At 72.2% G+C, this 23,766-nt stretch carries 17 protein-coding genes and 3 pseudogenes; 14 read left to right on the forward strand and 6 right to left on the reverse strand.

The features are described 5' to 3' along the window. Positions 1-12 precede the first annotated feature (12 nt). The gene (locus QTQ03_RS21425) at positions 13-1,350 is read left to right on the forward strand and encodes a CynX/NimT family MFS transporter (RefSeq protein WP_502889798.1); all 1,338 of its coding nucleotides are present in this window, start codon (positions 13-15) and stop codon (positions 1,348-1,350) included. Positions 1,351-1,353: 3 nt separating this feature from the next. Here QTQ03_RS21425 and QTQ03_RS21430 read toward each other — a convergent pair whose 3' ends face one another. Further along, on the reverse strand, positions 1,354-1,710 hold the full coding sequence (locus tag QTQ03_RS21430; RefSeq protein ID WP_289279586.1) for an anti-sigma factor antagonist: 357 nt from the start codon (positions 1,708-1,710) through the stop codon (positions 1,354-1,356). 298 nt (positions 1,711-2,008) lie between these two features. Between QTQ03_RS21430 and QTQ03_RS21435 the strand changes: the two genes are divergently transcribed. From QTQ03_RS21435 to QTQ03_RS21445, 3 genes are read left to right on the forward strand one after another with little or no spacing between them, the layout of a single operon-like run. Next, positions 2,009-2,545 carry a PadR family transcriptional regulator gene (locus QTQ03_RS21435; RefSeq protein WP_289279587.1) on the forward strand — a complete coding sequence of 179 codons (537 nt, stop codon included), beginning with the start codon at positions 2,009-2,011 and terminating at the stop codon, positions 2,543-2,545. Next, the gene (locus QTQ03_RS21440; RefSeq protein ID WP_289279588.1) at positions 2,542-3,243 is read left to right on the forward strand and encodes an ABC transporter ATP-binding protein; all 702 of its coding nucleotides are present in this window, start codon (positions 2,542-2,544) and stop codon (positions 3,241-3,243) included. Before QTQ03_RS21435 ends, QTQ03_RS21440 begins: the two co-directional genes overlap by 4 nt. Further along, on the forward strand, positions 3,240-4,757 hold the full coding sequence (locus QTQ03_RS21445; protein ID WP_289279589.1) for an FtsX-like permease family protein: 1,518 nt from the start codon (positions 3,240-3,242) through the stop codon (positions 4,755-4,757). Before QTQ03_RS21440 ends, QTQ03_RS21445 begins: the two co-directional genes overlap by 4 nt. A 16-nt stretch (positions 4,758-4,773) precedes the next feature. Here QTQ03_RS21445 and QTQ03_RS21450 read toward each other — a convergent pair whose 3' ends face one another. Further along, positions 4,774-4,968 carry a hypothetical protein gene (locus QTQ03_RS21450; RefSeq protein WP_289281037.1) on the reverse strand — a complete coding sequence of 65 codons (195 nt, stop codon included), beginning with the start codon at positions 4,966-4,968 and terminating at the stop codon, positions 4,774-4,776. A gap of 231 nt (positions 4,969-5,199) precedes the next feature. Between QTQ03_RS21450 and QTQ03_RS21455 the strand changes: the two are divergent. Next, positions 5,200-6,137: pseudogene (locus QTQ03_RS21455) on the forward strand (threonine ammonia-lyase). Between the two features lie 89 nt (positions 6,138-6,226). On the opposite strand, the gene QTQ03_RS21460 reads toward QTQ03_RS21455, so the two are convergent. Beyond that, the gene (locus QTQ03_RS21460) at positions 6,227-8,323 is read right to left on the reverse strand and encodes a S9 family peptidase (RefSeq protein WP_289279590.1); all 2,097 of its coding nucleotides are present in this window, start codon (positions 8,321-8,323) and stop codon (positions 6,227-6,229) included. An 89-nt stretch (positions 8,324-8,412) separates the two neighbouring features. Between QTQ03_RS21460 and QTQ03_RS21465 the strand changes: the two genes are divergently transcribed. Beyond that, positions 8,413-9,765 carry an FAD-binding oxidoreductase gene (locus tag QTQ03_RS21465; protein WP_289280932.1) on the forward strand — a complete coding sequence of 451 codons (1,353 nt, stop codon included), beginning with the start codon at positions 8,413-8,415 and terminating at the stop codon, positions 9,763-9,765. A gap of 147 nt (positions 9,766-9,912) precedes the next feature. Here QTQ03_RS21465 and QTQ03_RS21470 read toward each other — a convergent pair. Together QTQ03_RS21470 and QTQ03_RS30740 are read right to left on the reverse strand one after the other, a co-directional pair. Continuing rightward, positions 9,913-11,475 (reverse strand): annotated as a pseudogene (locus tag QTQ03_RS21470) (PP2C family protein-serine/threonine phosphatase); the annotation flags it as partial. A 77-nt stretch (positions 11,476-11,552) separates the two neighbouring features. Next, positions 11,553-11,988: pseudogene (locus QTQ03_RS30740) on the reverse strand (ATP-binding protein); the annotation flags it as partial. Between the two features lie 205 nt (positions 11,989-12,193). Here QTQ03_RS30740 and QTQ03_RS21475 point away from each other — a divergent pair. Together QTQ03_RS21475 and QTQ03_RS21480 are read left to right on the forward strand one after the other, a co-directional pair. Continuing rightward, positions 12,194-16,564 carry a HAMP domain-containing protein gene (locus QTQ03_RS21475; protein ID WP_502889799.1) on the forward strand — a complete coding sequence of 1,457 codons (4,371 nt, stop codon included), beginning with the start codon at positions 12,194-12,196 and terminating at the stop codon, positions 16,562-16,564. After that, positions 16,561-17,118: a response regulator gene (locus QTQ03_RS21480; RefSeq protein WP_289279593.1), complete on the forward strand. Its 558-nt coding sequence runs from the start codon at positions 16,561-16,563 to the stop codon at positions 17,116-17,118. The genes QTQ03_RS21475 and QTQ03_RS21480 overlap by 4 nt, the downstream gene beginning before the upstream one ends. A 43-nt stretch (positions 17,119-17,161) precedes the next feature. Here the strand turns inward: QTQ03_RS21480 and QTQ03_RS21485 are convergent, their stop codons facing one another. Then, positions 17,162-17,497, reverse strand: coding sequence for an STAS domain-containing protein (locus QTQ03_RS21485; protein ID WP_289279594.1), 336 nt, complete (start codon positions 17,495-17,497; stop codon positions 17,162-17,164). Between the two features lie 165 nt (positions 17,498-17,662). On the opposite strand from QTQ03_RS21485, the gene hemL reads away from it, so the two are divergent. From hemL to ccsB, 6 genes are read left to right on the forward strand one after another with little or no spacing between them, the layout of a single operon-like run. Beyond that, a complete protein-coding gene (gene hemL / locus QTQ03_RS21490; RefSeq protein WP_289279595.1) occupies positions 17,663-19,000 on the forward strand; it encodes a glutamate-1-semialdehyde 2,1-aminomutase in 1,338 nt (445 codons plus the stop codon). Next, entirely contained in the window at positions 18,997-19,653 is a 657-nt protein-coding gene (locus QTQ03_RS21495) for a histidine phosphatase family protein (RefSeq protein WP_289279596.1), read from the forward strand. Before hemL ends, QTQ03_RS21495 begins: the two co-directional genes overlap by 4 nt. Then, entirely contained in the window at positions 19,653-20,225 is a 573-nt protein-coding gene (locus QTQ03_RS21500) for a TlpA family protein disulfide reductase (protein ID WP_289279597.1), read from the forward strand. Before QTQ03_RS21495 ends, QTQ03_RS21500 begins: the two co-directional genes overlap by 1 nt. Beyond that, the gene (locus QTQ03_RS21505; RefSeq protein WP_289279598.1) at positions 20,225-21,100 is read left to right on the forward strand and encodes a cytochrome c biogenesis CcdA family protein; all 876 of its coding nucleotides are present in this window, start codon (positions 20,225-20,227) and stop codon (positions 21,098-21,100) included. Before QTQ03_RS21500 ends, QTQ03_RS21505 begins: the two co-directional genes overlap by 1 nt. Continuing rightward, positions 21,100-22,779 carry a cytochrome c biogenesis protein ResB gene (gene resB, locus QTQ03_RS21510; RefSeq protein ID WP_289279599.1) on the forward strand — a complete coding sequence of 560 codons (1,680 nt, stop codon included), beginning with the start codon at positions 21,100-21,102 and terminating at the stop codon, positions 22,777-22,779. The genes QTQ03_RS21505 and resB overlap by 1 nt, the downstream gene beginning before the upstream one ends. Continuing rightward, positions 22,779-23,753 carry a c-type cytochrome biogenesis protein CcsB gene (gene ccsB, locus QTQ03_RS21515; protein WP_289279600.1) on the forward strand — a complete coding sequence of 325 codons (975 nt, stop codon included), beginning with the start codon at positions 22,779-22,781 and terminating at the stop codon, positions 23,751-23,753. The genes resB and ccsB overlap by 1 nt, the downstream gene beginning before the upstream one ends. The last annotated feature ends 13 nt before the right edge of the window (positions 23,754-23,766 follow it).

A 23,766-nucleotide genomic window follows, 5' to 3' on the forward strand; every position in this document is an offset into this window, starting at 1 on the left:
AGGTTCGACCCCATGACTCCGCCACCACCCCCCACCGTCACGCCCACCCACCCGCGGAGGGGGCGGAAGCGCGGAAAGCGTGGCTCCGGGAACGCCGAACCGGCCTCTTTCCCGGAAAGCGCGCGTTCCCCGGAAAGCGCGCGCACGGCGACGGTGGCGGAAAACGGCGTGCTGCGCGGGGGTGCGCTCGTGCTGGTCGGGATGCTGCTGGTCGCGGTGAACCTGCGGGCCGCCGTCACCAGCCTGGGGGCGTTGCTCGACGAGGTGCGGACCGGGCTGGGGCTCTCCGGGGCGATGGCCGGTCTCGTCACGACCCTGCCGACGATCGCGTTCGCCGGGCTCGGTGCGCTCACCCCGTGGCTGGTCCGCCGCGTCGCCCCGGCCCGGGTGCTGGTGGTCGCCATGCTCGCGCTCGCCGCCGGCCAGGTGTTGCGGGTGGTCACCGGCTCGGCGCTGGTCTTCGTGCTCACCAGCGCGTTGGCGCTGGCCGGGATCGCGGTGGCGAACATCCTGCTGCCGATGCTGGTCAAGCAGCACTTCCCGGGCCGTACCGGGTTGGTCACCGGGGCGTACACGATGGCGCTGACCGTGGGCACGACGGTGGCCTCCGCGTCGGCGGTGCCGGTCGCGCACGCCTTCGGCTCGTGGCGGGTCGGGCTCGGCATCTGGGCGGGGCTGGCCGCGGTGGCAGTTCTCCCATGGGTGCCGCTGGCACTGCGGGCCGGCGCGGTCACGTGGCGGGCGGCCCGGACGGCGACCACCACCACACGGGTGCGGCCGGCCCGGACCCGGCTCGGCTGGGCGATGGCGGTGTACTTCGGCACGCAGTCGCTGAGCGGGTACGCGATCATGGGCTGGTTGGCGCAGCTGTTCCGGGACGCCGGGTACCGGCCGGAGACCGCCGGCCTGCTGCTCGCCGGGGTGACCGCCCTGGGCGTGCCGATCGCGCTGCTGATGCCGACGCTGGCCGGGCGGATGCGGACGCTGCGACCCCTGGTGCTGTCGCTGACCGCCGCGTCGACGCTCGCCTACCTGGGGCTGGCGCTGGCGCCGCACGGCGGCGCGATGCTCTGGGTCGCCCTGCTGGCGGTCGGGCAGGGAGCCTTCCCGCTGGTCCTCACGACCATCGGGCTGCGGGCCCGCACCGCCGAGGGGACGGTGGCGCTGTCGGCGTTCGCGCAGAGCGTCGGCTACGTCATCGCGGCCCTCGGGCCGCTGCTGGTCGGTGTCCTCTACGAGGCCACCGCCGGTTGGACCGCGCCGATCGGGTTTCTCCTGGCGGCCCTGACGGTGCAGACCGGTGCGGGGCTGGTTATCGCCCGTCCCCGGTACGTCGAGGACGAGACCTGACGGTCAGGGGGAGGTGGGAGTGGGGTCACCCGCGACGGCCTGCTCGACGGTCCGGTAGGTGTGCAGCACCTCGACGAGCCCGCTGACCTCCAGGATGCGCAGCACCCCTCGCTGCGGGGCGGCCAGCCGGACCACACCGCCGGCCTCGTCGCAGCTGTTCTTGGCGCGGACGAAGACGGACAGCCCGGTGGAGTCGCAGAACGAGAGGTCGCCCAGGTCGAAGACCAGCCGGCTGCGGCCCTTGTCCAGCAGGTCGGTGATCTGGTCCTGCAACTGCGGTGCGGTCGCCATGTCCAGCTCGCCCGCGACCGACACGACGACGACGTTGCCGCGCTGTTCCGTCTGCACTGTCAAGGACATTCGCCAGACCTCCCGTTATCGGGGAAACGGTATCCCACTGTCGGGCCGGTAGGCAGATCGGGAGCGCTTGCCCGGGGTCGTCGCCGTTCCCTTGCTTCGGGCACGTGGTTGACGAGCGTGCGGTAGGTCCACCCGGTCAGGCCGGAGGGGTGGTCACGTTTGCGAGTGGGGTGCGGTCCGGTGAGCGGGCGGGCATACGCCGTGGAGGTTGCGGCCGGTGACCACGCTGAACTCGACCCGCGGCGCCCGCGCTGTGGGTCCCTTGACAGCTGCTATTCGCTCAGTGAATAGTAGCGCCGTGTCCACACCGCACGTCCTGCTCGGGCTGCTCGTGACCGGCGCCAAGCACGGTTACGAGTTGAAGCGCGCCCACGACGAGCGGCTGCCCCGGGCCCGGCCGTTGGCCTTCGGGCAGGTCTACGCCACGCTCGGCCGGTTGCAGCGCGACGGCCTCGTCGCCACCGCCGGCCAGGAGCGGGAGGGGGGTCCGGACCGCACCACGTACACCCTCACCGACGCGGGTCGGGCCGCGCTGGACGGCTGGCTCGCCGAGGTCGAGCCGCCCATGCCCTACGTCGCCAGCACACTCTTCGCGAAGGTCGCGGTGGCGCTGCTGGTCGCCGACGTGGACCGGGCCCGCGACTGGCTGGTCGCCCAGCGCCGAGCCCACATCCAGCGGCTGCGTGAGCTGACCGCCGCCAAGTCCGCCCCGTCGGCCACGCTCGACGACGTCGTCGCCCTCGACTTCGCCATCACCCACCTCGACGCCGACCTGCGGTGGCTGCACACCACCCTGGAACGGGTCGCCGACTGGCACCGGGAGGTGCACTCGTGACGCAACTACAGGCCAGCGGAGTGGTCAAGGCATACGGGCCGACGTCCGCCCTACGCGGGGTCACGCTTGACGTGGCCGAGGGCGAGATCGTGGCGGTGGTCGGGCCGAGTGGCAGCGGGAAGTCCACGCTGCTGTATTGCCTCGCCGGCATCCTGCGCCCGGACGCGGGCGCGGTGACGTGGCGCGGCCATCGGCTCGACACCTGGTCCGAGGCGGCGCGCTCGCAGCTGCGACGGACGGAGTTCGGGGTGTTGTTCCAGTTCGGTCAGCTCGTCGCCGAGCTGACCGCGGCGGAGAACGTCGCCCTGCCGCTGCTGCTCGCCGGCACGGGGCGGCGAGCAGCGCGGACGGCGGCCCTGACCTGCCTGGAGCGGTTCGGCGTGGCGGAGCTGGCGGATACCCCGCCGGGCAAGATGTCCGGCGGGCAGCAACAGCGTTGCGCCGCCGCCCGCGCGCTGGTCACCGAGCCGCGGGTGCTGTTCGCGGACGAGCCCACCGGTGCCCTGGACACGCTGACCGGTGAGCAGGTCCTGCGGCAACTTGTCCGGCTCGCCCGCGACCAGGGCACGGCGGTCATCCTGGTCACCCATGAGCCGCGTATCGCCGCGTACGCCGACCGTGAGGTCGTCCTGCGGGACGGCCTCGTCGACCACGGTGGCCTCGGGCTCGACGTGCCGCTGCTCGGGGAGCGGCCGTGAGGCCGTGGGCCGCGCTCCGCCTGGCACTCGTGGGCACTCGCACCGACGCGGCCCGGGTGACGTTGACCGCGCTCAGCGCGGCGCTGGCCACCCTTGCCGGGCTGGCCGCGCTGACCGTGCTGGCCATCCCGACGCCGCACGGTGCGGCCGGCTATCCCCGCTGGTCCGAGCAGTACAGCAATGCCCTGCTCCGGGAGCCCGGGCTCCGCGGCGGAACGGCGTTCGCGTTGCTGTTGCTCACGATCCCGGTCCTGGCGTTGGCCGGTCAGTGCGCCCGGCTCGGCGCGCCCGCCCGGGACCGCCGGTTGGCCGCGTTCAGGTTGGCCGGCGCCACGCCGGGCCAGGTGACCTGGATCGCTGTGCTGGAGTCCGGGCTGGCGAGCCTGATCGGCGCGTTCGCCGGATTGGGGGTGTACCTGGGCGGCCGAGAACTGCTGCACCGGCCGGACCACCGGGGGCAACTCGCGTTGCCGACCGACGTGCTACCCCCGGCGGCTGCCGTGACCGCGGTCGTCCTCGGACTACCGCTGGTGGCGGCCGTGGCCACCGCGTTCCTGCTGCGCCGGGTCCGCACCACGCCGTTCGGCGTGGTGCGCCGGACACGCGTCCGGGGGCCGCGACCGTGGCCAGGCGCGCTGATCGTGCTGGGGCTGGCCATGTTCAGCGTGTACCGGCCGATCGAGCTCTGGCACGCCCGGCGCGGCAACGAGCCGCCGGAGTGGCTGCTACCGACCCTGCTGATCGCGGGCGGGCTGACCGCCACGGTCGGCGTGGTGATCGGGACCGGGTGGATCTCGTACGCCGTAGGCCGGCTACTGCACCGGTACGCGCGGCGTCCCGCCGTGCTGCTCGCCGCCCGGCGGCTGACCGTTGATCCGTGGGCCGGCAGCCGGACCCTCGCCGCCCTGTTGGCGGCGCTGCTCTTCGGGGCGGGAGCCGCGGGCCTACGGGCCCACTTCGAGGCGGCGAATGCGCTGTCGGATCGTGGGCTTGGTAGCCTGGCCGGTGGCGACGACTTCTATCTCAACACGATGGACCTGGTCGACCTCGCGGTCTCCGTGGCGATCGCGATCGCCGCCGGCGGGCTGCTGGTCGCCGTGGTGGAGGGCATCACTGCCCGGCGGCGCACGTACGCGGCGCTGGTCGCCGCCGGGGTGCCCCGGGGCACGCTGGGCCGGGCGGTCGGGTGGCAGGCGCTCGCCCCAGCCGTTCCCGCGATCGTCGTCGCTCTCACCGTCGGGCTCCTGCTTGCCCGTGGCCTGTTCCGCGCTCCGTCCGGCGGCGGCTACAAGCAGACGATCTGCGACGCGGGGCCGGTGTGCGAGGACCCGGTCACCCAGGCGGCACACACCCGTACCGAGTGGGTGCCGGAGGTGACCGTGTCGCCGGCCGTACCCCTGGAACAGTTGGCGGCGCTCGGTGGCGGTGCCGTGGCCGCGGTGCTGGTGACGGTCGCGGCCGGTGTTCTCGTCCTGCACACCAGCACGGCGGTGGAGGAACTCCGGACCGCCTGATCGGGTTGGTCGGCGGTCAGTTCGCGCTGAACAGCCCGGCGGAGAGCGCGAGCAGCGAGCCGGCGGCGGCCGAACAGCAGCAGACGAGCAGGACGGCGACCACCGCGAGGATCGCCCAGACCCGCCGGTCCCGTGCCGCCGCACGCAGGCTCGACCGGGGTGCGTCCTCCGTTGGCCCGCCCGCTACCGGCCCACCCTCCGCCGTGCTCACCGCTTCGCCCCGATCACGCCGGCAGTCTAGGCGACCTGGAACCCGAGCATCCCAATCATGATCGTGCTGCGGCCGGGGAGCATGTACCGGCACCGCCGGGACGGGCAGCCGACCCGGACGTGCGCGTGGCGCCATCCGGGCGAAACGGCGCCGGGGCCACCGTCTCCGCGAGCACGGTCGTGGCATGGGCGGGGCGGGCAGGCGGATGGTGGCGCCGGGCAGAATGGGGCGATGAAGCTGGTGTCGATCGAGGACATCCGGCAGGCCGCCTCGGACGTCGCGGGCGCGGTCCTGCGTACCCCCTGATGCGGTCCCCGTGGGACGCGGACCTGTGGCTCAAGCCGGAAAGCCTGCAACCGGTCGGGTCGTTCAAGCTGCGGGGCGCGATCCACGCGATAGCCCGGCTCACGGCGACGCAGCGGGCGCGCGGGGTGGTCACCCACTCGTCGGGCAACCACGGGCTGGCCCTGGCGTACGCGGCGCGCGCCGCCGGCGTGCCGTGCCGGATCGTGGTGCCCGAGCGCGCTCCCGCGGTCAAGGTCGACCGGATCCGGGCGCTCGGGGTCGAGGTGCTGACGGTGCCGCCGCCACGCCGTGAGTCGGCGGCGGAGCGGCTCGCGGCGGAGACCGGCGCGATGCTGGTGCCGCCGTTCGACGATCGGCGGATCATCGCCGGGCAGGGCACGATCGGCCTGGAGATCGTCGACGACCTGCCCGACGTCGACGTGGTGCTGGTACCGATCGGCGGTGGCGGGCTCTCGTCGGGCGTCGCGACGGCGGTGAGGGCGGTGCGACCGGCGGCGGTGGTGATCGGCGTCGAGCCCGAGCTGGCCGCCGACGCCCGGGACTCGCTGGCGGCGGGGTCGGTGGTGGCTTGGGGTGAGGAGCGCACCTACCGGACTGCGGCCGACGGGCTGCGCATGCCGCCGTCCGAGCTGACTCTCGCCCACCTGAGGGAACGCCTCGACCGCATCGTGACCGTCACCGAGGCGGAGATCGGTGCCGCGATGGGCCGGCTGGTCCGCGACGCCCGGCTGGTGGTGGAGCCGAGTGCCGCCGTGGCTGTGGCCGCGTGTCTGTTTCGACCCGCCGAGCTGCCGAGCGGGCGTACGGTCGCCGTGGTGACCGGCGGCAACGTCGACCCGGCGGTGCTGGCGTCGGTGCTGTGAGGCGAGAGGTGCCGGCGGACGCGGTGAGGCGGTCAAGAAGGGCCCTTCCTGGCGCGTCCGCCTGGGGAAGGGCCCGTCCTGACCGCGGCTCAGGTGCGGCTGAACCGGTCGAGAATCCACGCGTTGATGAAGGCCTCCTCGCGCCAGGCGTCGTAGCGGCCGCTCGGGCCGCCGTGCCCGGCGCCCATCTCGGTCTTGAGCAGGTAGTCGCCCTGTGGCGCGGTCGCCCGCAGCCGCGCGATCCACTTCGCCGGCTCGTGGTAGAGCACGCGCGTGTCGTTGAGGCTGGTCACGGCGAGGACCGCCGGGTAGTTCACGGGCCGCACGTTCTCGTACGGCGTGTAGGACCTCATGTACGCGTACACCTCGGGGTCGTCGAGCGGGTTGCCCCACTCCTCCCACTCGGTGACGGTCAGCGGCAGCGACGGGTCGAGGATCGAGGTGAGTGCGTCCACGAACGGCACCTGCGCGACGATCCCGGTGAACGCGTCCGGGGCGAGGTTGGTCACCGCCCCCATCAGCAGGCCGCCGGCCGAGGCGCCGCGCGCCACCAGCCGGTCGGTGGCCGTCCAACCGGCCTTGACCAGGTGCCGGGCGCAGGCCACGAAGTCGGTGAAGGTGTTCTTCTTGGCCAGCAGCTTGCCCTGGTCGTACCAGTGTCGACCCAGCTCACCGCCGCCGCGGACGTGTGCCACGGCGAAGATGACGCCGCGGTCCAGCAGGGACAGTCGGGCCACCGAGAACCAGGGGTCCATGCTGGCCTCGTACGAGCCGTACCCGTAGATGACGCACGGCGCGGAGCCGTCGCGCGGCGTACCGGCCCGACAGACCAGCGAGATCGGCACCCGGGTGCCGTCGTCGGCGAGGGCCCAGTCGCGATGCTGCTCGTACGCCGTCGGGTCGTACGGCCGCCCGTCCGGCCCGGGCAGCACCGGCTTCTGCCGGCGCCGCACCATCGCGTGGGTGACCAGGTCGTAGTCGTACACCGAGTCCGGGGTGACCAGGGAGGTGTATCGCAGCCGGATCTGCGCGGTGCGGTATTCCGGGTTGCTGTCCAGGCCCACGCTGTACAGCGGCTCCGGGAAGTCGATGTCGTACGGGTCGCCGTCGCCGATCGGCAGCACCCGCAGCCCGGTGAGCCCGTTGGCGCGCAGCGAGACGACCAGGTGGTGTTCGAACGCGTCGACCGCTTCCAGACGGGTGCCCGGGGAGTGCTCGATCAGTGGCACCCAGTCGCCCGGGGCGTCCGCCGAGGTGTAGGCGAGCGCGAAGTCCTCGGCGCCGTCGTTGTGCAGGATCAGGAACCGGTGGCCGTGGTGCTCCACCGTGTATTCCACGCCCTGCCGGCGCGGCGCGACGGAGGCTGGCGCACCGGTCGGGTTACCGGCGGGGATGACCAGCACCTCGCTGGTCACCTTGCTGTGGACGTCGATGAGGAGGAACTTCTCGGAGCGGGTCAGCTCGACGCCCACCCAGAACCGCTCGTCGTCCTCCTGGTGGACCACCACGTCCGCGCTCGGCGGGGTGCCCAGCGTGTGTCGCCAGACCCGGTTCGGCCGCCATGCGTCGTCCACCGTGACGTAGAACAGCACTGAGGCGTCGGCGGACCAAGCGGTGCCGTAGAAGGTGTCCGGTACCTCGTCGGGTAGCAGTTTCCCGGTGGTCAGGTCCTTGACGCGCAGGGTGAAACGCTCGTCGCCGGAGAAGTCGGTGGAGTAGGCCAGCCAGCGTCCGTCCGGGCTCACGTCGAACGCCCCGAGCGCGAAGAAGTCGCGCCCTTCGGCGAGCAGGTTGCCGTCGAGTAGCACCTCCTCGCGGTCGAGCGGCGCGCCGTCCAGGCTCGTCGGGGGGGCGGTCTCGCCGTCGGTGACAGCCCGGCGGCAGTGCACGCCGTACTGCTGGCCCTCGACGGTGCGCGTGTAATACCAGTATCCGCCCTTGCGGGTCGGCACGGACAGGTCTGTCTCCCGGGTCCGCTGGCGGGTCTCCTCGAACAGTCGCCCGCGGAGATCTGCCAGGTGGGCCGTCCGGGACTCGGTGTATGTGTTCTCGGCGGTCAGGTATGCGATCGTCTCCGGATCGTCCTTGGCGGCGAGCCAGGCGTACTCGTCGACGACCGTGTCGCCGTGGTGGCTGCGTTTCGTCGGCACCCGCTTGGCTACGGGCACGGGAGTCTCGGTGGTCACGGCGTCACGTTACCGGCCGGCGCCGCGCGGCCGTGGTGTCGCTCGGCGACTCGCCGCCGTGGCCTTCGAACATGTGTACGATGACCGCCATGGTGGCAGTGGCGAGTTCCACGGATCGGCCCGGGGCCCTCGGCATCACCCGGCGGCTGGCGGAGATCTGCGGGCCGCCGTTCGCCCGCCTCGCGGGCCCGGCGGACGAGGTGGCCGGCCGGCCGGCGCGCTGGGTGGCGGTCCCGGGTGCGCCGCACGCCGCCGCCGAGGTGCTCCGGCTGGCGGCCCGGCACGACCTGACCGTGGCCCCTCGCGGCGCCGGCACGAAGATCGACTGGGGTGCCGCCCCCGACCGGGTCGACATCATGTTGGACACCGGCCGGCTCGCCGGCATCGGGCACGAGCCGGTCGGCTCCCGGACCGCCGAGGTTGGCGCCGGCACCCCGCTGCGTGCGGTTCAGGCCACCCTGGAGCGCACCGGTCGGCGGCTCGCCCTGGACGCGCCGTCGCCCGGCGCCACCCTCGGCGGGGTGCTCGCGGCTGCCGAGGCCGGGCCGCTACGGCACCGGCACGGCACGGTGTGCGATCAGCTCGTCGCCCTGCGATACCTGAACGCCGACGGTGAGCTGGCCGGCGCTGGTGGCGGTGCCGACGGGGTGGAGCTGGCCCGGTTGCTCTGCGGCTCGCAGGGCGCGCTCGGGGTGCTGATCTCCGCCACCGTCCGGGTGCAGGCCGTGCCGGCGAGCCGGATCTGGGTCACCCGCCCGGTCTGGACGCCGCTGGAGGTGCACGACCTGGTGCGCACGGTGCTGGCGGCCCGCCTCGACCCGGCGGCCGTCGAGGTGGACCTCCCGGCCGGCGCGGGACCCCGGCCGCAGCGGGACGGCCGGGCCGAGTCGATGGCCCGGCACCCGTCGATGACGGGTCGCGCCGCGACCGGCCCGGCCCGTGCCGGCACCCTGGTCGTCCTGCTGGAGGGGGGTCCCGCCGACGTGGCCGAACGTGCCGACCGGCTGGTGTCGGTCCTCGGTCCGGGCGCGTCCGCCGCACCGTCCGCGCCGTCCTGGTGGCGGCGCTACCCGTTCGGCCCGGGGGACACGGCCCTGCGCATCGAGGTGCCGCTCACCCACCTGCACGCCGCCGTCTACGCCCTGCGCGACGCGGCCGGTGGTCCGGTCCCGGTGCGCGGCTCCGCAGGTCTCGGCGTCGTGCACGCCGCGCTGCCGGGGGACGTGACGTCCGCCGACCGGGTCGCCTCGATCCTCGCCGCGGTGCGGAGCGTCCTCCTCGCCCGCCGCGGCCGGTGCGTGGTGGTGTCCGCGCCCGAACCGGTCCGCCAGGCCGTCGACCTGTGGGGCGAGCTGGCCGGGCTGGCCCGGCTGCGGGCGGCGAAGGAGCACCTCGACCCGCACCACCGCCTCGCCCCGGGCCGCCTCCCCGGCGGCCTCTAGGGCCGGGCCGCCAGTAGGAAAGAGGACGCCCAGGCGGCAGGGCCGAACCGGCCGGGTCGGCGCCAGTCGTGACGCGGCCCTGACCGCGGTCCACCGGTGCCTCGGAGGCGCTGGTGGCGCGCAGGGTCTGAGAACCGGTGCCTCGACTCAGGCGGCGTCGTTGCGGAGGACGAGGATCGCGATGTCGTCGCGGGGGGCCTCCGGTGAGAAGCCGATCGCGGTGGACCGGAGCCGCGCCGCCACCACGTCGGCCGAGTAGCCGGCCAGCGGTGCGGCGGCCTCGCGGAGGCGGTCGACGCCGAACAGTTCCCGCCCACGCCGCCGTTCGGTGACCCCGTCGGTGTAGAAGATCAGCGCGTCGCCGGGGTCGAGCGAGATCTCCGTCGACGGTGAGGCGATCGAGTCGAGCAGGCCGAGCGCGGTGCCGCCGGTCCCGACGAACCGGGCCCGGCCGGCGGACGGCAGCAGCACCGGCCGGTCGTGGCCGGCGAGGTGCAGCGACACGTCGAGTTGCGCGCCGTCGCCGGGCCCGACCGCCGCCAGCGCCAGCGTGCAGTACCGCCCGCCACCCCGCTCCACCAGCGTCTCGTTGAGCCGGTTCAGCGCCTCCGGCAGCGGCTTGCCGTCCCCGACCAGCGTTCGGATGACGTCCCGGACCAGCCCGGTGACCGCGGCGGCCTGTACGCCCTTGCCGGAGACGTCGCCGATGACCACCAGCCAACGGCCGTCCGGCAGGGGCAGCACGTCGTAGAAGTCCCCACCGACCTCGGCTTCGTCGCCGGTCGGGACGTACTCGGCAGCGAAGCCGATGCCCTCGACCACCGGGATCACGGGCGGCAGCAGCGAATGCTGGAGGGCCTGGGCGACCCGACGGCGCTCGGCGTGGATCCGGGCGTTCTCGATCGCCAGCGCCGCCCGCCGGGCCACGTCCTCCAGGACGGCGACCTCGTCCGGGTCGTGGCGGTGCCGCTGGTGCCGGCCGACGGCGAGGGTGCCGAGCCGCTGGCCGCGGGCGATCAGCGGGACGGCGAAACCCTCCATCGGCGCGCCGAGTGGTAGCTGGGCGCCGTTGCGGGACGCCTCGCGTAGGCGAGCCTGGATCGAGTCCGGGCCGGTCTCGCGGAGCACGGCGTGCAGGTGCGGCAGTACCGACTCGTCGGCGTGGCTGGCCGCCGCTAGGCGTAGCCGGCCCCATTCGTCGGTGGTGTGCACCGCACACCACTGCCCCAGCCGGGGCACGACGAGCTGTGGGACCAGTGCCATGGTCAGCTCGACGTCGAGGGACTGGGCGAGCAGTTCGCTCGCCTCCGCCAGGAACGTCAGCCAGGCCTGACGCCGTACGTCGGCGCGGCGCAGCCGGTCGTTCTCGAGGTGCAGCGAGAGACGCTCGGCCATCAGCGCCGCCAACGGCCGGGCGTACGCGGACGGCGCCGCGTCCAGCACCAACTCGCCGGCGTACGGCCGGTGCACGGTCAGCGGAACCTGGAGCAGCTCGGTGCCGGCCCGGGGTTGACGGCCGTAGCGTGCCAGCACCTGCGGGCCCTGCCCGTCGCCCCGGTCCAGCCGGACCACGCCACCGGCGGCGCCGATCATCTCGCCCACCCGGGTCAGCAGGCTGGTCGCGAAGTCCGGGAGTGGGTCGTCGGCGTACGGGTCGGGGCTGGTCTGCATCAGCTCGCTCATCCCCGCGGCGCTCGGCGCGGAGCCGTCCCCGGTCGTGCCCGCGGCACCCGGCGTGGTCGGCGCGGTCGAGGTGCCCCCGGACCGTGCCGTCGCGGCAGTGGCCGCCCGGTCGATCCGGAACCAGACGCCCTTTCCGGTGGGCAGGTACGTGGTTCCCCAGCGGCTGGCGAAGTGGTCGACCAGAAGCAGACCACGCCCGCGCTCGGAGATCTCGGCGATGTCGCTGCTCTCGTTGCGGACCCCGACGGTCAACTCCTCCACCGGCCCGCCGGCGAAGTCGGACACGGTGACCGTGAGTCCGAGACGGTCGGCGACGACCTCGACGTCCAGTTCGGTGCGGGCGTGCTCGACGGCGTTGGTGGACAGCTCGGTGGTCAACAGCAGCGCCTCGTTGATCAGCTCCTCAAGCTGCGCCTCGGCGAGCACGGAGCGGACGAGGGCTCGTGCGGCGGCTGGTGTGCGCCGGTCGGCGGGGAGCCGGACCCGCCGGACGTGCTCGCTCCGCCCACCGGTTGATGCGGGCCCTGCCTCCGCTGACACCCTCGTATCCTCCATCGCCGGCCCCTCGGGTGCCAACCTGCTCCGGGTGGTCGGCGCCACCTCACGTCGGGTGGCTCCCCGCGGGCGTGGTGTCCGATCCGATGGCCGGCGACGGCCGCGCCGACCTGGCATCTACCGGTTCGCGGGCACAATATGGGGATGGCCGACCCTGTCGGCAGCTGGGCGCCCCCGACGTGAGCGAGGAATGATGACCACGGCGAGACAGCCGGCGGCGGACCCGTCCGCGCCGGACAACGAGGCGGTCCTCGTCGAGCTGACCGAGGCGCTGCGGCGGGTCCGCCGCGGTGATCTCAAGGTCCGGCTGCCCCGCCGGGCGGGCCGGGCGGGCGAGGTCGCGGACGTCTTCAACGAGGTGGTGTCGCTCCAGGAGCGGCAGTACCACGACCTGCGTCGGATCAGCCGGATCGTCGGCCGGGACGGCCGGCTCACCGAGCGTCTGGACGACGAGGGCCTGGACGGATTCTGGGCGGAGGGGCAGCGCACCGTCAACTCGCTCATCGACGACCTCGGCCGGCCCACCACCGAGATCGCCCGGGTCATCGCGGCGGTCGCCGAGGGCGACTTGTCGCAGCACATGGCGCTGGAGATGGATGGCCGGCCGCTGCGCGGTGAGTATCTGCGCATCGGGCGCACGGTGAACACGATGGTGGGTCAGCTGTCGTCGTTCGCCGACGAGGTGACCCGGGTGGCCCGTGAGGTGGGCACCGAGGGCAAGCTCGGCGGTCAGGCCGACGTCCAGGGGGCGGCCGGGACCTGGAAGGACCTCACCGACTCGGTGAACACCATGGCCTCGAATCTGACCGGCCAGGTGCGGTCGATCTCCCAGGTCGCGACGGCGGTGGCCAAGGGTGATCTGTCGCAGAAGATCACGGTGGGGGCACGGGGCGAGGTCGCCGAGCTGGCCGACACGATGAACTCGCTGACCGACACCCTGCGGCTCTTCGCCGAGCAGGTGACCCGGGTGGCCCGCGAGGTGGGCACCGAGGGTAAGCTCGGCGGTCAGGCCGAGGTGCCCGGAGTGGCCGGGACCTGGAAGGACCTGACCGACAACGTGAACTCGATGGCGTCGAACCTGACGTCGCAGGTGCGCAACATCGCCCAGGTCTCCACCGCGGTCGCCAAGGGCGACCTGAGTCAGAAGATCACCGTAGCCGCACAGGGCGAGATCCTGGAGTTGAAGGACACGGTGAACACGATGGTGGATCAGCTGTCGTCGTTCGCCGACGAGGTGACCCGGGTGGCCCGTGAGGTGGGCATCGAGGGGAAGCTGGGTGGTCAGGCGCAGGTGCGCGGTGTCTCCGGCACGTGGCGGGACCTGACCGAGAACGTCAACCAGCTCGCCGGCAACCTGACCAGCCAGGTCCGCAACATCTCGCAGGTCTCGACGGCGGTGGCGAAGGGTGACCTGTCGCAGAAGATCACGGTGGATGCGCAGGGCGAGATCCTGGAGCTGAAGAACACGGTGAACACGATGGTGGATCAGCTGTCGTCGTTCGCCGACGAGGTGACCCGGGTGGCCCGTGAGGTGGGCACCGAGGGGAAGCTGGGTGGTCAGGCGCAGGTCAAGGGCGTCAGTGGTACGTGGCGGGACCTGACGGACAACGTGAACTCGATGGCGTCGAACCTGACGTCGCAGGTGCGCAACATCGCCTCGGTCTCCACCGCGGTGGCGAAGGGCGACCTGAGTCAGAAGATCACCGTCGACGCGCGCGGCGAGATCCTCGAGCTGAAGAGCACCGTGAACACGATGGTGGATCAGCTCTCGTCGTTCGCCGACGAGGTGACCCGGGTGGCCCGTGAGGTGGGCACCGAGGGCAGTTTGGGTGGTCAGGCGCAGGTCCGTGGTGTCGCCGGTACGTGGCGGGACCTGACGGACAACGTGAACTCGATGGCGTCGAACCTGACGTCGCAGGTACGCAACATCGCCTCGGTCACCACGGCCGTGGCGAAGGGTGACCTGTCGCAGAAGATCACGGTGGATGCGCAGGGCGAGATCCTGGAGCTGAAGAACACGGTGAACACGATGGTGGATCAGCTGTCGTCGTTCGCCGACGAGGTGACCCGGGTGGCCCGTGAGGTGGGCACCGAGGGCAGTTTGGGTGGTCAGGCGCAGGTCAAGGGCGTCAGTGGTACGTGGCGGGACCTGACGGACAACGTGAACTCGATGGCGTCGAACCTGACCTTGCAGGTGCGCAACATCGCCTCGGTCACCACGGCGGTGGCGAAGGGTGACCTGTCGCAGAAGATCACGGTGGATGCGCAGGGCGAGATCCTGGAGCTGAAGAGCACCGTGAACACGATGGTGGATCAGCTGTCGTCGTTCGCCGACGAGGTGACCCGGGTGGCCCGTGAGGTCGGCAGCGAGGGGAAGCTGGGTGGTCAGGCGCAGGTCAAGGGTGTCTCGGGCACCTGGCGGGATCTGACCGAGAACGTCAATCAGCTCGCCTTGACGCTGACCACCCAGCTGCGCGCCATCGCCCAGGTCTCCACGTCGGTGACCCGCGGGGACATGACCCAGCGGATCGCCGTCGAGGCGCAGGGCGAGGTCGCCGAGCTGAAGGACAACATCAACCAGATGATCGTCACCCTCCGGGAGACGACCAAGAAGAACGCCGAGCAGGGCTGGCTCGACTCCAACCTGGCCCGCATCGGTGGGTTGCTCCAGGGCCAGCGCGACCTCGGCGAGGTCTGCCGCATGATCATGATGGAGGTGACGCCGCTGGTCGACGCGCAGCTTGGCGCGTTCTTCCTGGTCGACACCGCCGAGGGGAGTGTGCGGCTGCGGCTCACCGCCTCGTACGGCTACGTGGCGCGTGGGCACGATGTGACTTTCGGTCCCGGTGAGGGGCTGGTCGGCCAGACCGCCCTCTCCCGACGCACGATTCGGGTCAGCGCGGCGCCGGACAGCCGGCTCACGCTGCGATCCGGGATCGCCGACACACCCCCGGCCGACCTGGTCGTGCTGCCGGTGCTCTTCGAGGGCGAGCTGCTCGGCGTGATCGAGTTCGCCAGCGTGGTGGCCTTCTCCGACCTGCACCTGTCGTTCCTGGAGCGGCTTGTCCTCACCATCGGTGTCGCGGTCAACACCATCCAGGCGAACCGGCGTACGGAGGAACTGCTCGCCCAGTCGCAGCGGCTGGCCCACGAGATGCAGGAGCAGTCGGCCGAACTCCAGCGCACCAACGCGGAGTTGGAGGACAAGGCGAAGCTGCTGTCGGAGCAGAAGGGCAACATCGAGACGAAGAACCGGGAGATCGAGCTGGCCCGGCTCGGCCTGGAGGAGAAGGCGCAGCAGCTGACCCGGGCGTCGGCGTACAAGTCGGAGTTCCTGGCGAACATGAGCCACGAGCTGCGGACGCCGCTGAATTCCCTGCTGCTGCTGGCTCGGCTGCTCGCGGAGAACTCGGAGCAGAACCTCAGCCCGAAGCAGATCGAGTTTGCCCGGACGATCCACAGCGCCGGCTCGGACCTGCTCTCGCTGATCGACGACATCCTCGACCTGTCGAAGATCGAGGCGGGCCGGATGGACGTCGAGCCGACCGAGATCCGGTTCGCTGAGATCCGTAGTTATGTCGAGCAGGCGTTCGCGCCGCAGGCCGAGGAGAAGGGGCTCGACTTCGAGGTCCGGGTCAGCGCGAACCTGCCGGCGACGATCGTCACGGACGCCCAGCGCATGCAGCAGATTCTGCGTAACCTGCTCTCCAACGCGGTGAAGTTCACCGACAACGGCGCGGTGGCGCTCCAGATCGCGCCGGCGCCGGAGAACGCGGTGTTCGACCTACCGGCTCTGACCAACGCCCGGCAGGTGATCGCGTTCACCGTGGTGGACACCGGTATCGGCATCTCGGACGACAAGCTGTCGATCATTTTCGAGGCGTTCCAGCAGGCCGACGGGACCACCAGCCGCCGCTACGGCGGCACCGGGCTGGGGCTGTCGATCAGCCGGGACCTGGCCCGACTGCTGGGCGGCGCCATCGGTGTGTCGTCGGCGCCCGGGCAGGGCTCGACGTTCACCCTGTTCGTGCCCGATGTGCTGGCTCCGGATGCGGTCGTCGCGCCGGCGCCGCCGTCGCCCGCTCGGGCCGGCCTGCCGTCCTCGCTGCTGATGCCCCCGGTGGAGCTGCTGCCGGAGGCGTCCGAGGCGCCGGCGACGCGTCAACTGGATGGGGCGACCGTGCTGATCGTGGACGACGACGTCCGGAATGTCTTCGCCCTCACCAGTGCGTTGGAGTTGCATGGGATGACCGTGTTGTACTCGGACAACGGGGTGGACGGCGTCCGCCTGCTGGCTGAGCATCCGGAGGTGGACATCGTGCTGATGGACGCCATGATGCCCGACCAGGACGGCTACGAGACGACCCGGCAGATCCGGCGAAACCATCGGTTCGCCGACCTGCCGATCGTCTTTCTGACCGCGAAGGCGATGCCCGGGGACCGGGAATCGGCCCTGGCGGCCGGTGGGAGTGACTACATCACCAAACCCGTCGACCTGGACGAGCTCATCGAGCTCATGTCGTCCTGGATCAGCGGCAGCCGAAGCGGGGAGGACTCGTGACTCAGGTGGCGAAGGCGCTGCTGGTGGACGACCGCCGAGAGAACCTGATGGCTCTGGAAGCGATTCTCCAGGGGCTTCCGGTGCAGTCGGTGGCGGTGGAGAGCGGCGAGGCGGCGCTGAAGCAGCTTCTCGTCGACGACTTCGCGGTGATCCTCCTCGACGCCCAGATGCCGGAGATGGACGGCTTCGAGACGGCCAGTCACATCAAGCGGCGCGAGCGTACGCGGCACGTGCCGATCATCTTTCTCACCGCGGCCGACCGGGACGCCCAGTTGGCGCTGCGCGGGTACGCGGCCGGGGCGGTGGACTATCTCACCAAGCCGTTCGACCCGTGGGTGCTGCGCGCCAAGGTGTCGGTGTTCGTGGAGCTGTGGGTGAAGACCCGGCAGCTGGCGGCCCAGTCCGACCTGGTCCGGGAGCGCGAGAAGCAGTGGCGGCTGCTGACCGACGCGGTCGACGAGGCCACCGCCCTGCTGCGTGCCGAGTCGGACCCGGAGGCGGTGGCTCGCGCCATCGACGTGCTGGAGCAGGCCCGCTGGGGCAACACCGGCTGACCCTCCCGACCCGAACCGCGCCGATCTTGTGCAGCGGGGTGGGTCAGGAGGTGGGGGACTCGTTTCGGATCATCAGGGCGCTGCGGAGGCCCGTGATGTCCAGGACACGGAGCAGGAAGTCGCCCACGTTGGTGAGGATCAACAGGCTCTGGGAGTGGCTGGCCTTGCGGCTGAGCACGACCAGCGTGCCCAGCCCCTGCGAGTCGCAGAACGTCACGCCGGTCAGGTCGAGGACGATCCGCGGCGGTGGGTCGGCCAGGACCTCGTTGACGACGGTCGAGAGCTGGGCGGCCGTGAGCATGTCGATCTCACCGGCCAGGCGGAGGACTACCTCGTCACCTGGCCGGTGCAGTGTGATGGACAGTTCTGCACGATCCACCGGCTCAGCCTAGCGCGATCTCGCCGGAGCCGGCCCGTCGAGGCGGTGCGGCTCCGGCGACCGGGTCGTCGCCGGGTCGGCGGACGGCGCGCCCGGGTGAGGCTGGTAACCCTGCTTCGGGGTGCCTGCCGATCCGGCCTCCGACGCTGACACAATGGCGGCATCGTGACCGACGTGTTTCCCGCCGGATCCGGCCGCTACCCGGCCGACGCGCCGGCCTCCGAGGCCCTGTTCGACCGCGCCCGCGCCATCGTGCCGGGCGGGGTGAACTCCCCCGTGCGCGCGTTCCGCGCGGTCGGCGGCACCCCGCGCTTCATGGTCCGGGGGGAGGGGCCCTGGCTGTATGACGCCGACGGGCGGCGTTACGTCGACCTGGTCTGCTCGTGGGGCCCACTGATCCTCGGGCACGCCCACCCGGCCGTGGTCGAGGCGCTGCGCGAGGCAGCCGCGCTCGGTACCAGCTTCGGCACCCCGACGCCCGGCGAGGTCGCTCTGGCGGAGGAGATCGTCGCCCGGACGCCCGTCCAGCAGGTACGGCTGGTCAACTCCGGCACCGAGGCCACCATGTCGGCGATTCGCCTGGCCCGAGGCTGGACCGGCCGTGCCAAGATCGTCAAGTTCGCCGGCTGCTACCACGGACATTCCGATGCCCTGCTCGCCGCCGCCGGCTCCGGTGTCGCCACCCTCGGTCTGCCCGATTCGCCCGGTGTGACCGGCGCGGCGGCCGGCGACACGATCGTGCTGCCGTACAACGACCTCGCCGCCGTCGAGGCGGCTTTCGCCGCGGAGGGCCCGCACATCGCCGCGGTCATCACCGAGGCCGCCGCCGGCAACATGGGCGTGGTCGCCCCGCGCGACAACTTCAACCAGCGGCTCGCCGCCATCGCCCACGCGTATGGCGCGCTCCTCATCGTCGACGAGGTGATGACCGGGTTCCGCGTTTCGCGCGCCGGGTGGCACGGCCTCGATGCCTGCGACGCCGACCTGTGGACGTATGGGAAGGTCATGGGCGGCGGGCTGCCCGCCGCGGCGTTCGGCGGACGCGCCGAGGTGATGACGCGGCTGGCCCCGGCCGGCCCCGTCTACCAGGCCGGCACCCTGTCCGGGAACCCCCTCGCCTGCGCCGCCGGCCTGGCCACGCTGCGGCTGGCCGACGACGCGCTCTACCGCAGGCTTGACGAGACGGCCGCCGTCGTGGGCAAGCTCGCCGGCGACGCGCTGACCGCCGCCGGGGTCCCGCATCGGCTGTCGTACGCCGGCAACATGTTCTCGATCTTTTTCACCGACGCCGACGTGGTCGACTACGACAGCGCGCGCGCCCAGCAGGTTCCGGCGTTCAGGGCGTTCTTCCACGCGATGCTCGCCGCCGGGGTCTACCTGCCGCCGAGCGCCTTCGAGTCGTGGTTCGTGTCGGCGGCGATCGACGACGCCGCGTGTGAACAGATCGCCGCGGCGCTGCCGTCGGCGGCGGCAGCCGCGGCGGCGGCGGGTCACGGGGGGTGACGGTGGTGAGCAAGACGGTGGTCCACGTGCTGCGGCACGGCGAGGTGCACAACCCGGAGGGGATCCTCTACGGTCGGCTGCCTGGTTTCCGCCTCTCCGAGCTGGGTGTGCAGATGGCCAGGGCCGCCGCGCGGGGGCTGGCCGAGCGGCAGGTCGTGCACGTCGTCGCCAGCCCGCTGGAGCGCGCTCAGCAGACCGCCGAGCCGATCGCCGCGCAGTTCGGGCTGTCGGTCGGGGTGGACGAGCGGCTGATCGAAAGCGCCAACTGGTTCGAGGGCAAGAAGGTCTCCCCGGGCGACGGGTCGTTCCGCGACCCGCGCAACTGGTGGGTGCTGCGCGATCCGGTGACGCCGAGTTGGGGCGAGGCGTACCGGGCCATCGCCGAGCGCATGTTCGCCGCCCTGCACGCCGCCCGGGTGGCGGCTGAAGGGCGGGAGGCGGTGCTCGTCTCCCACCAACTGCCGATCTGGACGCTGCGCCGGTACGTCGAGCGTAAGCGCCTCTGGCACGACCCGCGCCGACGGCAGTGCGGGCTGGCCAGCCTCACCTCGTTCCACTTCGACGGCGCCAAGGTCGTCGGCATCATGTACTCCGAACCCGCCGCCCACCTGATCGCGATGTCGCCGACCGCCCGGACGGCCAAGGGGGCCTGATGGACGCCCGGAGGTGGATCGCCGGTCTGCTCGCCACCGTCGGCGCGGCCGCGCTCGCCGCCTGCTCGCCGACGAGCGCGGAGGAGACCTGCGACACCCGCGACGGGGTCGTCGAGTGCGCCCCGGACCAGCGCTCCGCCGCCCCGCAGCTCGCCGGTGAACTGCTCGATGGCGGCAGCTACGACGTCGTGCGCGACCGCGGCCAGGTGGTCGTGGTCAACTTCTGGGGCTCGTGGTGCGCCCCGTGCCGCGCCGAGGCCGACGACCTGGAGGCCACCTACCAGGCCACGAAGGATGCCGGGGTGACGTTCCTCGGCATCAACATCCAGGATCAGCGGGACAAGGCCAAGGCGTTCGAGGAGGGTCGGGTGACCTACCCGAGCCTCTTCGACCCGCCGAGCCGGCTGGCACTCGCGTTGGACATCCCGCCGAACACCATCCCGGCGACCGTCGTGCTCGACCGGGAGGGTCGGATCGCCGTGGTGATCCGCGCCGCCGTCACGCGGGCGAGCCTCCAGCCGATCGTCGAGCGGATCGCCGTGGAGTCGCCCGCGCCGACGGGCCGACGCTGATGGGCGACACCTTCCGGGAACTCGCCCAGTCCGGCCCGCTGCTGCTCGCGATCGGCGCGGCGGCCCTGGCCGGTCTGGTGAGCTTCCTGTCCCCGTGCGTGCTTCCGCTGATGCCGGGCTACCTGTCGTACGTCACCGGCCTGGCCGGCGCCGACCTCGAAGGCCAAGGTGTGCGGAAGGCCTCCCGCCTGACGCCGCCGGTAGCGGCAGGGTCCCCTCCTGGCGCGGCTGGCGATGGGCGTGACACCGCTGGCGCTGGGGGAGTGACCGTGCGGGAGCGCCCAGCCGTCGTCGCCGTGAAGAGCCGGGTACTCGCCGGGACGCTGCTCTTCGTCGCCGGCTTCACCGTGGTCTTCACCGCCACCGCAGTCCTGTTCGCCACCGTCGGCAAGGTCTTCTTCCAGTACGAGCGCACGCTGGAGATCGTCGTCGGCGCGCTGATCATCGTCCTCGGACTCAGCTACGTCGAGCTGCTGCCGGGGTTGCGGCGCGAGTTCCGCCTCCGCAAACTGCCGGCAGCAGGGCTGCTCGGCGCGCCCGTCTTCGGCGCGGTCTTCGCGCTCAGCTGGGTTCCCTGCGTCGGCCCGACGCTCGGTGCCGTGCTCGGGCTGGCGGCGGTCGAGGGGCAGACCGACCGGGCCGTCGTGCTGGCCGTGGCGTACTGCCTCGGTCTGGGGACACCGTTCGTTGCCTTCGGGCTGGGCTTCCAGCGCCTGCTCGGGGTCTTCCGCGCGGTCCGGCGCAACAGCCGCTGGGTGACCCGGATCGGCGGGGCACTGCTGATCCTGATCGGCCTCGCGCTGGTGACCGACGGCTGGACCAACGTCGTGATCTGGTTGCAGACCACCGTCGGGGTGGGTGAGGTGAGCATCTGATGACCGTCGTGGACCGGCCGGCCCCACCGGCCGAAGCACCCCGGCGCCGCTCCAACCCGGCCCTGGCTGTGCTGCGCAACTCGTGGCGGCAGCTCACCAGCATGCGTACGGCGTTGGTGCTGCTGTTTCTCCTCGCGATCGCCGCCGTCCCCGGCTCGGTCCTCCCGCAGCGGGGGGTCAACCCGGAGGACGTACGGGACTACTTCACCGCACACCCCGACCTGGCTCCGGTGCTGGACCGGCTCGGCGCGTTCGAGGTGTTCGGGTCGGTCTGGTTCGCCGCGATCTACCTGCTGCTGTTCACGTCCCTGATCGGCTGCATCACGCCCCGGATCCGCGACCACGTCCGAGCCCTGCGGTCGCGGCCACCGGCGGCTCCGAGGCGGCTGGACCGGCTGCCGCAGCACGCGGTGTTCGCCGGACCGGCGGGGGGTGCCGCCGCGATCGCCGAGTCGCTGCGTCGCCGGCGCTGGCGGGTGGTGGTCCGCGGCGACGAGGTCTCCGCCGAGAAGGGCTACCTCAAGGAGACCGGCAACCTGCTGTTCCACACCTCGATGGTGGTGGTGCTGGTCGGCGTGGCGCTCGGCTCGTGGTACGGCTGGAGCGGCAACCGCCTGCTGGTTGCCGGGGCGGAGAACGCGTTCTGCAACACCCAGCAGCAGTACGCGGAGACCGCGTTCGGTTCCCGCGTGGGCAGCGCCGACCTGCCCGGGTTCTGCCTGCGGCTGGACGACTTCGACGCGCGGTTCCTGTCGTCCAACGGCCAGCCGGAGTTCTTCAACGCGAAGGTGACGGTCGACGAGGAGGGCGGTGTCCCGCGCCCGGCCGAGTTCTCGGTCAACTCCCCGCTGCGCCTGGACGGCGCGAACGTCTACCTGCTCGGCCACGCGTACGCCCCGGTGGTCCGCTACACCGACCGATTCGGCCGCAGCCAGACCAGCACGACGCCGTTCCTCGCGATGGGCGACGTCGGGATCACCGGCGAGGGCCTGGCCGCTTTCCCCGACGCCAACGTCGACCCAGCGACCGGGAGGCGGGACCCCGACCTCCAGCTCGCCTTCACCGGCTTCTACCTGCCGACAGCCCCGCAGCAGGGCCCGTTCGTCCGTTCCGAGTTCCCGACCGAGCGCAACCCCCTGCTGAACCTCGTGGCGTACCGGGGCAACCTGGGTCTGGATGCCGGCATCCCCGGCTCCGTGTACCGGCTGGACCAGCGGCAGGTGCGGGCCGGCAAGGTCAAGGAGGTCGGCAACCGGCTGCTCAAGGTCGGCGAGACCTGGACGCTGGACGACGGCACCACGCTCGAGTTCCTGGGGACGGAGCCGTACATCGTCCTGTCGGTGCGGCACGACCCCGGCTCGACGCTGCTGCTGGTCAGCTCCGGCACGCTGCTGCTGGGACTGATGGGCTCGCTCTTCGGTCGGCGGCGGCGGGTGTTCTTCCGTGTGTTGCCGGCGGGCACGGCGGAGGCCCCGGCCCGGGCGGTCGACCCCGGGGAAGGATCTCCGACGAGCGGTAGTAGCTTGGTCGAGGCCGGTGGGCTGCCGCGTACCGACCATCCCGGCTTCGCCGGCGAGTTCGCGCAGCTCGTCGGCGTGATCAGCGGGGACGGGAAGCGGGACGAGCGGGCCGGCGCCGGCCCCGACGACCGGCCCGGAGCGCGAGAAGGAGCCGAGTGATGTCCGCACTCTCCGACCAGCTGGTGACGTTCGCGACCCTGGCCTACCTGGTGGCGATGATCAGCCACGCCGTCGAGTACGCCCTCGGTAACGCCCGCACCCGCGCCGCCGCGCCCGCCCGCGAACTGGTCGGCGCCGGTGCCGGAGCGCCCGGCGGGGTCGTCGGGGAGGCGCCGACGGCCAACGGCACGACAGCGGCCGAGCGGACCGCGGCACGGGCCCGGTCGGCCGGGCGGATCGCCGTCGGAGTGAGCGTCGTCGCCGCCCTGCTGCACCTCGGCGCGCTGGTCACCCGCGGCCTCGCCGCCGACCGGATGCCCTGGGGCAACATGTACGAATTCGTGCTGACGGTCTCGTTCATCGGGGCCGCCGGCTGGCTCACCGTGCTGTGGCGGCGGCCCACGCTGCGTCGTCTCGGGCTGCTCCTGACGCTGGTCATGGTGCTGCTGGTGGCCACCGCCGAGCTGGTGCTCTACACGCCGGTCGTTCCGTTGGTGCCGGCGCTCAACTCGTACTGGTTCGTCATCCACGTCTCGACGATCGTGTTCAGCTCCGGCATCTTCCTGCTCGGCGTCGTGCCGGCGGTCGCGTACCTGATGCGGGCCGGGTGGGAGCAGGGCCGGCGAAGCTTCCCGTACCCGCTGGCGAAACGGATGCCGACGGCGGCGGCCCTGGAGCGGCTCACCTTCGTGCTACACGCGATCGCGTTTCCGATCTTCACCTTCGCGGTGATCGCCGGGGCGATCTGGGCCGAGGCGGCGTGGGGCCGGCCGTGGGGCTGGGACCCGAAGGAGACCTGGGCGTTCATCTCGTGGGTGGTGTACGCGGGCTATCTGCACGCCCGGGCCACGCCGAGCGTGAAGCGGAACGTCGCCGCCGGGGTCGCCGTGCTCGGTTTCCTGACCGTGCTGATGAACCTGTTCGGCGTGAACATCTTCTTCGAGGGGCTGCACTCGTACGGCGGCCTCGACTGACCCCACGGACGCG

It is taken from the genome of Micromonospora sp. WMMA1363 (genome assembly GCF_030345795.1).
Lineage (GTDB): Bacteria > Actinomycetota > Actinomycetes > Mycobacteriales > Micromonosporaceae > Micromonospora.